Annotated in this window: 15 protein-coding genes and 2 pseudogenes; 11 read left to right on the top strand and 6 right to left on the bottom strand. The window is 43.6% G+C overall.

The window, feature by feature from the left end; all coding sequences use genetic code 11:
- Positions 1-345 (top strand): annotated as a pseudogene (locus tag AC1DLM_RS32660) (tRNA uracil 4-sulfurtransferase ThiI); the annotation flags it as partial.
- A gap of 72 nt (positions 346-417) precedes the next feature.
- On the top strand, positions 418-1,098 hold the full coding sequence (locus tag AC1DLM_RS32655) for a TerC family protein (protein WP_441988971.1): 681 nt from the start codon (positions 418-420) through the stop codon (positions 1,096-1,098).
- Positions 1,099-1,121: 23 nt separating this feature from the next.
- On the opposite strand, the gene AC1DLM_RS32650 is transcribed toward AC1DLM_RS32655, so the two are convergent.
- Complete coding sequence (locus AC1DLM_RS32650) at positions 1,122-2,327, bottom strand: MFS transporter (protein ID WP_477572316.1); 1,206 nt, start codon at positions 2,325-2,327, stop codon at positions 1,122-1,124.
- A 209-nt stretch (positions 2,328-2,536) separates the two neighbouring features.
- Here AC1DLM_RS32650 and AC1DLM_RS32645 point away from each other — a divergent pair, with 209 nt between their 5' ends.
- The 6 genes from AC1DLM_RS32645 to AC1DLM_RS32620 all read left to right on the top strand — a co-directional run bounded on the left by AC1DLM_RS32645 (position 2,537) and on the right by AC1DLM_RS32620 (position 6,528).
- On the top strand, positions 2,537-3,025 hold the full coding sequence (locus AC1DLM_RS32645; RefSeq protein ID WP_477572317.1) for a LiaI-LiaF-like domain-containing protein: 489 nt from the start codon (positions 2,537-2,539) through the stop codon (positions 3,023-3,025).
- 164 nt (positions 3,026-3,189) lie between these two features.
- Positions 3,190-5,031, top strand: a complete 1,842-nt coding sequence (typA, locus tag AC1DLM_RS32640; RefSeq protein ID WP_477572315.1) for a translational GTPase TypA — start codon at positions 3,190-3,192, stop codon at positions 5,029-5,031.
- Between the two features lie 145 nt (positions 5,032-5,176).
- Positions 5,177-5,452, top strand: a complete 276-nt coding sequence (locus tag AC1DLM_RS32635; protein ID WP_056610118.1) for a YlaH-like family protein — start codon at positions 5,177-5,179, stop codon at positions 5,450-5,452.
- A gap of 26 nt (positions 5,453-5,478) precedes the next feature.
- On the top strand, positions 5,479-5,916 hold the full coding sequence (locus AC1DLM_RS32630; protein ID WP_477572314.1) for a hypothetical protein: 438 nt from the start codon (positions 5,479-5,481) through the stop codon (positions 5,914-5,916).
- A 1-nt stretch (position 5,917) separates the two neighbouring features.
- Positions 5,918-6,199, top strand: a complete 282-nt coding sequence (locus tag AC1DLM_RS32625; RefSeq protein WP_477572313.1) for a hypothetical protein — start codon at positions 5,918-5,920, stop codon at positions 6,197-6,199.
- 185 nt (positions 6,200-6,384) lie between these two features.
- On the top strand, positions 6,385-6,528 hold the full coding sequence (locus tag AC1DLM_RS32620) for a hypothetical protein (protein WP_171635279.1): 144 nt from the start codon (positions 6,385-6,387) through the stop codon (positions 6,526-6,528).
- 40 nt (positions 6,529-6,568) lie between these two features.
- Here AC1DLM_RS32620 and AC1DLM_RS32615 read toward each other — a convergent pair whose 3' ends face one another.
- A complete protein-coding gene (locus tag AC1DLM_RS32615; protein WP_477572312.1) occupies positions 6,569-7,117 on the bottom strand; it encodes a YhcN/YlaJ family sporulation lipoprotein in 549 nt (182 codons plus the stop codon).
- 113 nt (positions 7,118-7,230) lie between these two features.
- Here AC1DLM_RS32615 and AC1DLM_RS32610 point away from each other — a divergent pair, with 113 nt between their 5' ends.
- Positions 7,231-8,562, top strand: a complete 1,332-nt coding sequence (locus AC1DLM_RS32610; RefSeq protein WP_477572311.1) for a PhoH family protein — start codon at positions 7,231-7,233, stop codon at positions 8,560-8,562.
- A gap of 44 nt (positions 8,563-8,606) precedes the next feature.
- On the opposite strand, the gene AC1DLM_RS32605 is transcribed toward AC1DLM_RS32610, so the two are convergent.
- The 3 genes from AC1DLM_RS32605 to AC1DLM_RS32595 all read right to left on the bottom strand — a co-directional run bounded on the left by AC1DLM_RS32605 (position 8,607) and on the right by AC1DLM_RS32595 (position 11,309).
- Positions 8,607-9,095, bottom strand: a complete 489-nt coding sequence (locus AC1DLM_RS32605) for a hypothetical protein (protein ID WP_441988978.1) — start codon at positions 9,093-9,095, stop codon at positions 8,607-8,609.
- Between the two features lie 47 nt (positions 9,096-9,142).
- Positions 9,143-10,240 carry a coiled-coil domain-containing protein gene (locus AC1DLM_RS32600; RefSeq protein ID WP_477572310.1) on the bottom strand — a complete coding sequence of 366 codons (1,098 nt, stop codon included), beginning with the start codon at positions 10,238-10,240 and terminating at the stop codon, positions 9,143-9,145.
- 100 nt (positions 10,241-10,340) lie between these two features.
- Positions 10,341-11,309 carry a hypothetical protein gene (locus AC1DLM_RS32595; protein WP_477572309.1) on the bottom strand — a complete coding sequence of 323 codons (969 nt, stop codon included), beginning with the start codon at positions 11,307-11,309 and terminating at the stop codon, positions 10,341-10,343.
- 89 nt (positions 11,310-11,398) lie between these two features.
- On the opposite strand from AC1DLM_RS32595, the gene AC1DLM_RS32590 reads away from it, so the two are divergent.
- Positions 11,399-12,529 (top strand): class I SAM-dependent methyltransferase, encoded by a 1,131-nt coding sequence (locus AC1DLM_RS32590; protein ID WP_441988981.1) that lies wholly within the window; start codon positions 11,399-11,401, stop codon positions 12,527-12,529.
- A gap of 32 nt (positions 12,530-12,561) precedes the next feature.
- Here the strand turns inward: AC1DLM_RS32590 and AC1DLM_RS32585 are convergent, their stop codons facing one another.
- Positions 12,562-12,792 (bottom strand): DUF2626 domain-containing protein, encoded by a 231-nt coding sequence (locus tag AC1DLM_RS32585; RefSeq protein WP_029196536.1) that lies wholly within the window; start codon positions 12,790-12,792, stop codon positions 12,562-12,564.
- 450 nt (positions 12,793-13,242) lie between these two features.
- On the opposite strand from AC1DLM_RS32585, the pseudogene AC1DLM_RS32580 reads away from it, so the two are divergent.
- Positions 13,243-13,346: pseudogene (locus AC1DLM_RS32580) on the top strand (molybdopterin-dependent oxidoreductase); the annotation flags it as partial.

Below are 13,346 nucleotides of genomic sequence, written 5' to 3'. Positions count from 1 at the left end.
AGCTTGGGGCAAGTTGCCAGTCAAACCTTGCCAAGTTTGAATGCCATTGGTCGTGTGGTCACTTTACCGCTCCTTCAACCGTTGATGATGATGGACAAGCAAGAGATTATTGGTCTTGCTGAATCGATTGGGACTTTTCCTATTTCGATTTTACCCTATGAAGATTGCTGCTCCTTATTTCTACCGCCATCGCCAAGTACGAATCCTAATTTATCTTTGGTGGAGAAACTGGAAGCTAGCATGGGTTTTCTAAATGAGTTAATTGACAAAGCAGTTTTAGAAACAGAAACTATTGAAATCGTACATGGACAATTGAAACAGGAAACTAACGCCCATTTATTCTAACTCCTCGATGCCGCTGTGATCGCAACCATTCCACTCACTTGCTCTCCATGTTCGCCAGGAGGTCGTGAAGTAATGATTGATGCGCTATTTTTATTTCTGCAGATTATGTTAATCAATATCGTTCTGAGCGGCGATAATGCTGTTGTCATCGCATTAGCTAGCAAGAATCTTCCGCTCGAGCAGCGCAAGCTTGCGATTTGGTGGGGGGCGTTCGGCGCTATCGCTCTGCGCTTAGTATTGACACTTGTTGCCGTAAGTCTGCTTACCATTCCATTTATTCAAGCGGGCGGCTCTATCTTGCTCTTATGGATTGCGATTAAACTCCTTACGGACGAAGAGGGGCATTCCAATGTCAAGGAAGCTTCAACGCTAGGCAAAGCGATCTGGACCATTATTGTAGCAGATTTCGTCATGAGTTTGGATAATGTATTAGCGATTGCAGCTAAAGGAAATGGCAATAATACAGTCATTATTTTAGGTATTGGACTAAGTATTMCGATCATTATTTGGGGGAGTACGCTTGTAATGAACTTATTGCAGAAATACCCGATTCTAGTATTTATCGGAGCTGGGATACTTGGTTATACAGCAGGGGAAATGTTTGTAAAAGATGAGAAAATGATTGATTGGCTGCTGCATGATTATGAGTCTTTGCATGTTTGGATCCCCATTATGGCGACCATAGTCGTTATTGCGGCGGGTGGAATCGCCAAAGGGGTTCGACTGCTCCAATTCAAGACACGGAATGAATGAATTCTAAGCACGCTGACCATGGGTCAGTGTGCTGTTTTTTTTGGYCAAGTGAAAGCCCAGAAGGACCAGCCATAGATCAATAGGAAAAGGATAATTAATGCTGTGGAATACCGATACATCATGGCATAACTGCCACTCCAGTTAGCGAGGGCCCCTAGCGCCATAGCGCCTAATCCAATGCCTAGATCGTTGGCTGAGAAGAAAGTTCCATTGGCGGCACCTCGACGTTCTGGGGAAGATCGCTGGATTGTCCACGCCTGTAGTGCAGGTTGTATGGAGCCAAACCCAACGCCATAGCAAAGAGCAGCAATAGCGAGGCTAATATTGGAATGTGCATACGAGAGCAACAATAGGCCAGTAATTGTGAATGCCGCACCAGGGAGCAGAACCMACTCTGGCCCTTTGCGATCAAAGAGAACCCCTGTAAGAGGACGAACGAGTAGAACCATGCTGGCATTACATAAGAAGAATAGACCCACATTGGGAATACCTGCTTCTAAGCCAAACAAGGTAATGAAGGTCACGATTCCTCCGTAACAGATTGCGCTGCAGAGCAGCAGGGCAGAGGGGAGGAGTGCGCTCTGTTCCCAGAGGCGATCGACAAAGCGAGGTCGCTGACTTGGTTTCACGGGTAGAATGGGCTTCGGATATGTAATGAAAAGCGAGCTAAATAAAGATAAAATCGCAAGAATGGTTGAGATTAAAAGCACATAAGAAAACCCAATAGACTGCATGACCCACAGGCCTGTTAATGGACCGACAGCCATGGCCAAAGTGTTGGATAACCCGTAGTAACCCATCCCCTCACCGCGGCGTTCAGGAGGGATGATATCGGCTATTACGGTTCCGAGCGATGTCGTCGACAACCCCCAGCCGATGCCATGAACAAAGCGTGCTGCTAATATAAGTGTAACTGCTGCGATATACGAATATCCGGCAATTGTAAGTGCGCAAATCGCTAAACCAACTAGAAGAACATGTTTTCTTCCTAAAAGATCTAATGCTCTGCCTGCGAATGGCCGTGTCAGGAGCGAGGAAATGGTGAAGATCCCAATAACAAGTCCTACCTTGACATTGTCTCCACCTAATTGTGAAAGATGAGTAGGTATCGTAGGGATCAGCATTTGAAAACTAAAAAAGAGCAATAAATTTGCAAGTGAAGTGATTAGAAAAGCTTTGGTCCAAAGTGGTTTCCGCYCTGCCTTATTACTTGTAAGAGTTTGTTCCATGATACCTCCCAGGTGAACATCAGATGACCAGTCGCCAAGGCAAAAGGCTTCTGTCCGAGCTTTAGTATACCCAGTCAATTGGAAACAAACGCAAAATGGTGCCATCATAAACACCTAGCAATTTCAGGCCATGTGAGCTAAAATATTTGTTGAAGGGTGTCGATTCAAATTCGATTTACCCCATGCAACCTATGTCCATTTGAGGAGGGATTCGTATCGCTAGAAATAGCTACTCCATTGGTATTGTATTTATTGGCTTAGCTGTCTTATTGTTGCTAGGCAAATTAGGAGTCTTCCAGTTTATTTTTTCCTTTTTTTGGCCGCTTGTATTACTCGTGCCTGGACTTCTCTTTCATTTGTTGTATTTCAACCGTCGATTACCAGCGGGCGTACTCGTTCCTGGCGGCATTTTAACCGTATATGCCCTTATGTTTTTCTTTTGCAATTTATTTGGATGGGGCTCCATGGCCTATATTTGGCCAGGTTTCATCTTAGGCCCAGCAATTGGTTTATATGAGCTCCACTTGTTTGATCGGGGGAGTGATCGCGGGATTTGGATCGCAGCTATGGTGTTAGGAGTTATTGCTGCAGCGCTTTTTGCTTTGACTTTACTAGTCAAATTAGGGATTTATGTAATCGCTTTGATCCTTGTGGTTGTTGGACTTTCCATGATTTTCCGAAAGCGAAGATTGTGGTGAACTTGCTTCTTTCCAGTTAAAAGTTTTGTTAAGTGTGCCTTTTTTCTTGCATAATGTCGAGAAACTGCGTATACTAATGGTAAATGTCAAGCGTCGGCGCTTATGTCCGACGCTTGTTTTATGAACAGAGACGAAAATTATAGGGTAGAGAGGGTTTGACATTCATGCATGCAAGAGACAAGATTCGCAACATTGCCATTATCGCACACGTTGACCATGGTAAAACAACACTCGTAGATAAATTGCTTCAACAATCCGGAACGTTCCGCGATAACGAAGCTATTCAAGAAAGAGCGATGGACTCCAACGATCTAGAGAGAGAGCGCGGTATTACCATCCTTGCCAAAAATACGGCGATTAATTATAAAGATTACTTGATTAACATTGTAGATACACCAGGACATGCTGACTTCGGTGGCGAAGTTGAACGGATTATGAAGATGGTAGACGGCGTATTGTTGGTAGTAGATGCTTTCGAAGGAACAATGCCACAAACGAAATTCGTTCTACGTAAAGCACTTGAGAGCAACCTATCTCCAGTTGTTGTTGTAAACAAAATTGACCGTCCGAACGCTMGTCCACAAGAGGTTGTTGACGAAGTTCTTGACTTGTTCATCGAACTTGGTGCTACTGACGAGCAACTAGATTTCCACGTTGTGTATGCATCCGCATTACAAGGGACTTCAAGTCTTGATCCAGAGAAACAAGATGATAACATGGAAGCTATTTATGAAACAGTTGTTGGGCACATTCCAGCTCCAACGGAAGATGTTGACCAACCTCTACAATTTCTAGTTACATTGATGGATTACAATGAGTACTTGGGTCGTATCGGCGTAGGCCGTGTGAACCGTGGTAAGATCCGCCAAGGTCAGACAGTTACAGTTATGACTCGTGAAGGCGGACAAAAACAAGCTAGAATCGAGAAGCTTTTCGGATTCAGTGGTTTGAAGCGTATTGAGATTGAAGAAGCAGCTGCAGGGGACATCATTGCCATTGCAGGTATCAAAGATATTAACATTGGTGAAACGGTAGCGGATCCTGCGAACCCAGAAGCATTGCCAGTCTTGAAAATCGATGAGCCAACGCTTCAAATGACATTTATCGTAAACAACTCGCCATTCGCGGGGCGTGAAGGTAAATGGGTTACTTCCCGTAAAATCCGTGAGCGTCTATACAAAGAGCTTGAAACAGACGTTTCCTTGCGCGTTGAAGATACAGATAGCCCGGATGCATTMGTTGTATCAGGCCGCGGTGAGCTTCACCTAGGGATTCTGATCGAAAACATGCGCCGTGAAGGCTTTGAATTGCAAGTTTCCAAACCAGAAGTTATCATTCGTCAAATCGACGGACAAAAAATGGAGCCGATTGAGCATTTGATCATCGACGTTCCAGAAGACAGTATGGGTTCCGTTATGGAGAGCTTAGGTTCTCGTAAAGCCGAAATGGTCAACATGATTAACAACGGCAGCGGTAACGTTCGTTTAGAGTTCAAGATCCCAGCACGCGGTTTGATCGGTTACAGAACGAACTTCCTAACGCTGACTCGCGGCTACGGAATTATGAACCATGCTTTTGACAGCTATGGTCCATACCAAGGAGCAGGCRTTGGCGGACGTCACGAAGGCGTACTCGTTTCCAGTGAATCTGGTGTATCTACACTATACGGAATTCTTTCTGTCGAAGATCGCGGTATCTTGTTCGTTCATCCGCAAACAGAAGTTTACGAAGGCATGGTTGTTGGTGAGCATACACGTGACAATGATATCATCGTTAACATTTGTAAAGAAAAAGCAGTAAACAACATCCGTTCCGCAAATAAAGAAGAAACAGTAAAAATGAAAACACCTCGCTCGTACTCTTTGGAGCAAGCTCTCGAGTACTTGAATGATGATGAGTATTGTGAAATTACACCGAAATCAGTTCGTATCCGTAAAAAGATTTTGAACAAGAGCGAGCGTGAGCGTGCTGAGAAGCACCGCAAAACAGCGGAAGCTAACGTTTAATTCACAAAGTTTTCGAATAAAGGGAAATGTGGGCTTTCTAGCCGCATTTCCCTTTATTTTATTGTCGTTTTAAGGGATAATGAGGAATGACTTGCTTAGAAGACTTAACCTATTAATGAAATGGAGTGTATGTTCGTTGACTGCCCTGAATGAATGGTTTGCCAATCACCTCTTGATCACGTATCTATTAATCTTTGTTTTCATGTCCTATGTGTACAATAAAGTGTTTCGTACACGCAAATTGCCTGTACTCAAAACGGCTCTAATCTATGTTCTGCTAGCAATCGGTTCCGTGATGCTCCTCGTATTCCAAATTGTAGGTTTGCCAATAGTACTTTGTTTAGCTGTAGCGATTTCTTTGATGTTCATGGTGAGAATCCGCTATTTTATTGAAAAAAGAACCGGCAAAAGGCCGACTTAACTTAACGAGCGAGGAGTCCATGCCTAATGACTCGATATTGGTTAACACCTATCCTTAGTTATTCGCCGCTCGTGTTGGGGGCAGAGCGCATGAGCTGCATGCCTGATGCAGAATTCGAATCGTTCCGCCAGCTTGCAGGCCAACAGCATCCTCGCTTACTCCAGATGTTTAAAGCGAGTCTCCTGCTGAGTGATGATGAAGAGGTGTGTGGATCAGACCTCGTAGAATTAGATTTAACGAATGAAAGTAACCTTGTATTTGATGGTGAGCCATTTCATCTATCGCACTGCGCAGAAGCCTTTCTGGATCGTTTGTTGACTAGGCGGGAGGCGAAGGCACTGCTAATGGCAATGGATGAGCATAGGGAAGCTAGCTATAGGATGCAAGCCGTGTGGATCAAACAGTGGATGGATTGGTTAGATGCCGGTTATGATATTGTGTTACTAAGAGAGGATGGACGCTGAGATGAAACTAGGGGATGCTTTTTTCAATTGGCTGCAAATGCATATTGTGTCTCAGGCTCGTCCTGAGGATGAAGCGGCCAAAGAAACGCTTGATTTTTTTGCACTTATTTTAGTTGAAGATCACGGGGTAAGTAATCTTGAAGTGCTGGCTATCGAAGATCCAATGAAAATATGGATTGGCTATGACCATGAAGGGGAATATCATAAGCATTGTTTCGACCGCGAGAGTGCGGAGAAGCTGTTGGACGATATCAATTCGAATCCCATTTATAACAATCAATAGCGGTTTAACGCTGTGAATTAAGGACATAACTTTAACAAATCAACGTACAATTAAATATATCTGGGCAATAAGGAGTGCCTGCTGATTTGAAAATAGATACATAATGGTGGAACGCTTGGCACTCGCTATGCTATACTGTAAGTGTAAGGAGCGTTTTCAACCACCTAGTAGGAGGCGCAAACGATATGGCTGAACTTCTAACAGCTGCACCGATGCAATGGATAGATAGCGCCCACATGATGAATAAAGCTGAATATGCGAAAGCTTGTGAGAGCCGGGATGCCCTTTTTTCACTCGGCCAAGTTTTTGATGCGATAAAAAAAGCCTAGATCTGCGTATGCAGGCAGGCTTTTTGTCATCTTCAGTGATTTATCGGGCTGGAACCTGGGTGCTATTCCCATTGGGACCTGCGTTATCGATGTCTGGATCATTGCGGATATCACGTGGCAGTTGTGGCATCACACGACCAACGATATCAGCCATTTGTTCTGCAAAGCCTTGTATAGGTCTTCCTGCTTGAATGTTATCCCGGATGTTGCGTAAGCGTTGATCTAAATCCATATCAGCCGTCACAATTGCATTGACACCATAAGGATCCTTCTTGAGTGCCTCGGCCACCGAATATTTAACGGTACCGACTTTGGCTCGATCAAGCTCCTTCTTAATATTAATGCCGATGACAGCTGTATTGCCGAAGACGACGCAATGTGCGCTTTCAACCTGCTGGATACCCATTGCTAGGTTTTCCAAATGCGCTGCAACCGCCTTAGAATCTTTGATTTCTAGCTTTTGCGGAGCAATTTGTTGAACTTTTACTTGCTTTTGATTCGTATCTTGAGAGGGGGCACCACTTTTCGGCGCTTGACTGCAGCCTACCGCGAGGATCAGTATCAGTCCGCATACGTATATTAGTCTCACCAGAATCGTTCCCTTCTTTCCTTGAATCTCGCGTTTAGTTTGTCCTGTACAGTTAGGTTGTATGTATGAATATAACCAATGATCTAACGCCAAATCTGGGAGGGGACACACCAATGAAAAAAATTTACGTGTTAGATACMAATGTACTGCTTCAGGATCCCAATGCTTTATTCGCATTTGAAGATAATGAAGTGGTCATACCCGCCGTGGTGTTGGAAGAAATCGATTCTAAGAAACGAAATGCGGATGAAATCGGTCGCAATGCTAGACATGTCTCGAGATTACTAGACGGATTAAGAGCCAAAGGCAATTTATCTGACGGCATTACACTTGGGCATGGCGGCAGTATTAAAGTGGAGCTTAACCACCGCAGTTTTGCGAAACTGCAAGATACGTTCGCTGAATTAACGAACGATAATCGCATTCTAGCGGTTGCACTTAATTACCATTTGGAAGAACAAGAAAATGATGTAGCTAGACCAGTCGTTATTGTGAGTAAAGATACGTTGGTTCGAATTAAGGCGGATGTACTGGGTATTCCGGCACAGGATTACTTAACAGATCGGATTGTGRCTCAAACCGACATGTATACCGGTTATATTACACTCTTTGTTCATCCTTCGATCATTGATGAATTCTATTCGTATCGCTTCTTGACCGTGACTTCACTTAATTTGAGCTATATGCTGCACCMGCACGAATTCGTGATCCTTCGCGATGAGCTGGGCTCTTCCAAGTCCGCACTGCTCAAAGTTACACCAGATGCCAAAAAGCTTGAGCCGCTTTACATGAGTAATGATCCCATCTGGGGAATTGCCGCGCGCAATGCGCAGCAGCGAATGGCTCTTGAGCTTTTGCTCAATGACGATATCCCGCTCGTCACCCTAACTGGGAAAGCGGGTACAGGTAAAACGCTGCTTACGTTAGCTGCGGGGCTCATGAAAATTGAGGATGATCGTAAATATAAGAAATTGTTAATTGCTCGTCCGGTCGTTCCGATGGGCAAGGATATCGGTTACCTGCCTGGTGAAAAAGATGAAAAGCTGCGCCCTTGGATGCAGCCGATCTATGATAATTTGGAATACTTATTCGATACCAAAAAACCAGGTGATATTGAAAAAATACTTGCCGGTCTAGGTAGTATTCAAGTAGAGGCGTTAACGTATATTCGAGGACGTTCCATACCTGGGCAATTTATTATTATCGATGAAGCGCAGAACCTCTCGAAACATGAAGTGAAAACGATCGTATCTCGTGTGGGAGAGGGCAGTAAAATCGTTCTCCTGGGTGATCCGGATCAAATTGACCATCCATACCTGGATGCATCAAGCAATGGGCTTACGTACGTGGTAGAGCGCTTTAAACAGGAAGGCATAAGCGGACATATCACATTAGAACGCGGCGAACGCTCGCATCTGGCTCAATTGGCTGCAGATTTGCTCTAAATAGAGAAAAGCCCACATCAGCCGATGTGGGCTTTTTGCTGCATTTACCGAAGAATTTCGATGTTGCAGCGATAAGCTTTGGCAATTCCATGCATGAGCTCTTCGAGCTGCCGATCAACGACGTACACGTCGTGGTCGCCATCTTTGTACTGGGCGATGAGATGCTCTTCAACCTGAAGGGCGGCTTGATCAACCTCAACGGCGGGACTATTCGCTGTAAAGCGGAAAGGGATCACGATTTTATCGTATAAGTAGTTATGTTCTGCGCGACTAGTGAACCCGTAGTCACTGAATAAATCCGTCAATTCTGCTTCTTCAACAAGCAAACGGAGCTCCATTACCGTGGTTTCAATATTAAAATGGGCCATGACTTCAAGCGCAGCGCGTTGCTGCTCTTCGTTACTAACAATCAGCATTTCTTTATCACGATCGAATAACTCGACTTTGCCGGCAAGCGCTTTGACGATTTGGGCGTAGAAGCCAGGTATTTTTCCGTCGGGTAGATCCATCATTAGACCAATTTTGAATTCCATTTTTGTTGTTCCTCACTTTTCCATGCATTATTCCTACTAGTTTTAGTTTACAGAGATAATTTGAGTTTCACAACTACCACGCCTTTTTTGGTTTCAACACTGATCACATCGAGGTAGCTCACTACTTTTTTCGGTACAAAACCTAAAGAAAATTCTTTCGTAAAGTCTGCGATGGTCGTATCTGGCAGCTTAAAGCTGTTAAATTCAAGATTATTAACAACAAAGCTGACTTCATTCAAGTTCTCTGCGTTCGTAAGAAGGACGAAGTTCCCTTGTATGGCTATCTGCAAGTCACCTTTTTTGCCAGTCGCGACCATAGCCCCATCTTTGAATTCAAAGTTCAACGTTTTCAGAAGRTCGCTSTTGGAATGCAGATACGTATTGAAATCTGTGTCTGTCAAATTGACAACGGGCGTCGTGGATGTGATGCTAATATACTTACTGTCGGACATAAGGAATTGTGGCAGCTCGCGGAAAGCCGAAGATAAATTATCCAGATAATCTCTCGCCAAAGGCAAGCCTTCTTGCTTCCATTGATCATTTAAGCTCTTGATTTGGGTTGCAATAGCTTGCGCTTGTGCACTGACAGCCAGCTGTTTGTCCAATTCTTCTTGAAGCTTGACGAGTCGCTCGCGCTGCTCGAGGAATTTAGTTTTGGTATTCTGCAGCTCAGTTCGCGAATTCGCTAGTTCCGTTTGTAACTTAGTGAGTTTCTGAAAGGAATCCGTAAACTGCGCGAGTGAACGATGGTCATTCGTGATGATCATCTGTAAGTATTCGAACATGCGCAAGACGTCAGTAAAGGAATTTGCCGCGAAAAGTAGCATCCAGATCGAGTCTCGATCTCCTGTATAGTACGCTCGAAGCACTTTGCCTGCATGCTTGCGAGTTGCATCCACATTACCGTTTTGCTTTACGATATCTTGTTCATTCTGTTTGATTTGCTCACCGATTTTGGTATCCTGCTCGTTAAGACGAGCGACCTCTTTATCGATTTCGAAAATAGTGAGCCCTTTCTGGAGCAACTCCTTGGTTTCATCTTGAGGTGATTTCGTTTCTTCGGCCAAAGCGCCTCCAGAAGGCAATGTGATTTGTATGAGCAAAACAATGGATAACAGCAAGGCTGTGAGTTTTTTAGAATTCATTGATGGTATTCTCCCCCTATGAATAGATTATCATATTTCTATTAAATGAAGCACAAAAAAATACTTACCTTCGGGGAAAGGTAAGTATTTAACTCCATGCCTATTTTTTGGCAGCCGGTGTTAAGAGCTTGAGAATATCATCAAAACTCTTCACTTTAGCAGGGATTTCCTTTGTCAGAGGTGCACCTTGATTAATCGCATCCGTGGTTTGATGGAGTGTAATGTGATTGTCGAGGACTTTACCATCTAGCGTTACTGAGAATGTGATATCGAGCGTCTGATCACGAATAAAGCCTTGATCATCTATCGCGATCTTCATGCTGCTAGGTGCTTTAAGCGCTAGTGAAGCCATCCCATTTTTCTTGAGTGCTTCGGCTTTATCAGCTGTTAGTAAACCATTTGTTTGTAAGGTACCAATGAATTCTGGTAATTTCGCTTGGAATTGCGTATTGATTTCTTTTACATTTTTGGTAGTCAGATCAACTTGAATCGATTTAGCTGAGGATCCGTCAGTTAGTTTAATGGGATCTTTGGCTTGCTTAAACCACTTCGCATCCAATCCTTCGAAAATCAATTTCGTAAGAGCAGCGGATACTTGAGGTGTATTTTTCAACGTGTCAGCCGTTAATGGACTAGCCGTTGTGCTGCTCATTTTTTGTAAATCTATGGCATAGAACTCATCAGCTGTCTTATTTAAGGCTGGCATATTAAAATACAATTTGCTATCTTTAATGAGAATTGGTATATCGATGGGGGACGTAGATCCCTTGGGCGTTATACGTAAGTCTGATTGATATTGAAGGGGGTCTACTTGGCTAATGCCCTTCCACGTAATCGTGCTCTCTCTGATCAAGGATAATAACCCATTGGTAAGAGGGTTTGCTGATTTCATTAAACCATCACTGATTGCGAGAGTCGTGCTTCCATCGAACGTATAAGATTTCAATTCCGATTGTTTGTTTACGGATTGTTGAAATGCTTCTTTAACTTGCGTATTGTCTGTGCAAGCGGTCAACGAGACGAGGCCAATTGCCGTTATCGCTGTTAGGGTAATCCATTTTTTTGTCATGCTGGGCTGTCTCTCCTTCCATAATCCTTTATCATTATAAGGGTTTCTTATTCATTTGTCTGTAAGTAAAGAACTGGGGGTTTACAATCGTGCATCAACTAGGGCCTGCTAGCATTGTCGAGGTACTGAAGGAGCGTATTAGTTCGACACTAGATCAAAGAATATCCTTTCGAGACTATATGGAAATATGCTTATACCAGGAAACTGTCGGTTATTACCGAAAGGATCAAATAAAGATAGGTAAACAAGGAGATTTCTATACCAGCTCTTCCATAGGAACCGTAATGGGGGAAATGGTTGCTTCTTTCATATATAACCATCTACGAACGCAATCCAATCTGCCGCATCATCTTGAAATTGTTGAATGGGGGGGAGGCAATGGGCGAATGGCACGCCAATTGCTTGATGAAATGAATCAGGCTGCACCMGATATATATGAGCGATTAACGTATACGCTTATTGAATCGAGTGCCTATCACCGCCAGTTGCAGCAAGAAAGGCTTGTTGCACATGTGGAGCGAATTCGATTCGTGGATGAAACAGTTTGGTTAAGTGAGCCTCCAAGCGATCATGTATATGTATTGGCAAATGAATTGCTGGATGCCTTCCCGATTCACCGCCTGCAATACAAAGATGGGGCCTTTCACGAATCGTATGTGATATGGCAGGAGCAAGAGCCTCTTTTACAAGAAATCTGGTTACCTCTTGGACCTGGACGCATATTAGACTATCTAAATGCCTTAGAAGTTCAATGGCAAGAAGGGCAGATTAGTGAATTGAATCTAGAGGCGGTAGATTGGTATGTCCGACTTTCGGGACGGATGCTAAGCGGGTGCGTAATAGCAATTGATTATGGAGATAGGGAGGAGGAGCTGTACGCCTCTCATCGGCATCAGGGGACATTAATGTGCTATCGGAAGCACGAAGCCCACGATAATCCTTTGATCGACCCAGGTGAACAGGATATTACGGCTCATGTTAATTTTAGCTTATGTCAAAAAGCCGCGGTTTCAGCAGGGTTCGAACCATATGTGTATCAGACGCAGCGTCAGTTCTTAGTTGAGCAGGGCATTTTGGAAAAACTGCAAAATCATTTCGATCCGAATCCATTTAGTGAGGTGTCCAAAAGAAATCGTTCAATCCGACAATTACTGTTAAGTGATGGAATGAGTGAATTGTTTAAGGTGTTTGTTTCAATTAAAAAAGGTGAATCGGCATAATTGCCGATCCACCTTTTTGCTCGTTATCTGCGTTAGACGGACATTTTGAAAAATGACCAATACGTAAATCCGCTGAAGGAGATAATCATGTATCCCCAGAACAGCAATATGTAAGTACGTTCTGACAAGCGCATATAGCCTAGAATGACGAATACGGCAGTTTGAAAAAAGAAAATCAGAGACATAGGTATCATATCGCCAGCTAAGCTCATTAGTGCGATAACAAGTGTCCAAAAACCTAGAACCCGAAACATGCGATCCATTCTCGTTACATCCCCCTCTCGTACCACGTTGCACAATAACTACAACACATTATACCGTTTGATCCAAGTGGTGTAAACCGTCAAACGGTGACGAAATTGAAAACATTTCATCATATAGACGTAGTATGTCTTTTTATACGAATCTCATGTATGAGTGTCAAAAAATTTGGCAATACCATTTAGTATCAAATAGATTCTATGAACTCTAGTACGGGCATAGAAATAGTAATAATGGCAACGAATCAATTGATACCTGTCTGACTAATTGATTCTTCTTTATGATGTATCCGCAGGTAGGAGAGAATTTGATCAGGAATCGAAGCTCCCGAAAAGGAGAGACTTTGCTCTCCGACCAAAGATCCCTATAATTTGTTAGGAGGTTTGGCCTTATGTCGGCAATTAGACAAGATGCTTGGAGCGATGAAGACGACTTAATTTTAGCGGAGTTGACTGATTGTGCCTCAGATGTACGCCTATAAATCAGTGAAATGGCTGCAAGGTATCGAGTTAATCGAGAAAGAGCACATGGGGTATTGGGAAGTACGGGGCTACGA

It is taken from the genome of Paenibacillus sp. 01T442 (genome assembly GCF_056398345.1).
The sequence above is the reverse complement of the archived record's forward strand: the minus strand, read 5'-3'. Positions and strand labels throughout refer to the sequence as shown.

What these genes read in the sequence shown, in the direction of transcription:
- AC1DLM_RS32630 (WP_477572314.1), top strand. Translation starts at nt 5,479, where the DNA reads ATGACTCGATATTGGTTAACACCTATCCTTAGTTATTCGCCGCTCGTG.
- AC1DLM_RS32625 (WP_477572313.1), top strand. Translation starts at nt 5,918, where the DNA reads ATGAAACTAGGGGATGCTTTTTTCAATTGGCTGCAAATGCATATTGTG.
- AC1DLM_RS32620 (WP_171635279.1), top strand. Translation starts at nt 6,385, where the DNA reads ATGGCTGAACTTCTAACAGCTGCACCGATGCAATGGATAGATAGCGCC.
- AC1DLM_RS32605 (WP_441988978.1), bottom strand. Translation starts at nt 9,095, where the DNA reads ATGGAATTCAAAATTGGTCTAATGATGGATCTACCCGACGGAAAAATA.
- AC1DLM_RS32595 (WP_477572309.1), bottom strand. Translation starts at nt 11,309, where the DNA reads ATGACAAAAAAATGGATTACCCTAACAGCGATAACGGCAATTGGCCTC.
- AC1DLM_RS32585 (WP_029196536.1), bottom strand. Translation starts at nt 12,792, where the DNA reads ATGGATCGCATGTTTCGGGTTCTAGGTTTTTGGACACTTGTTATCGCA.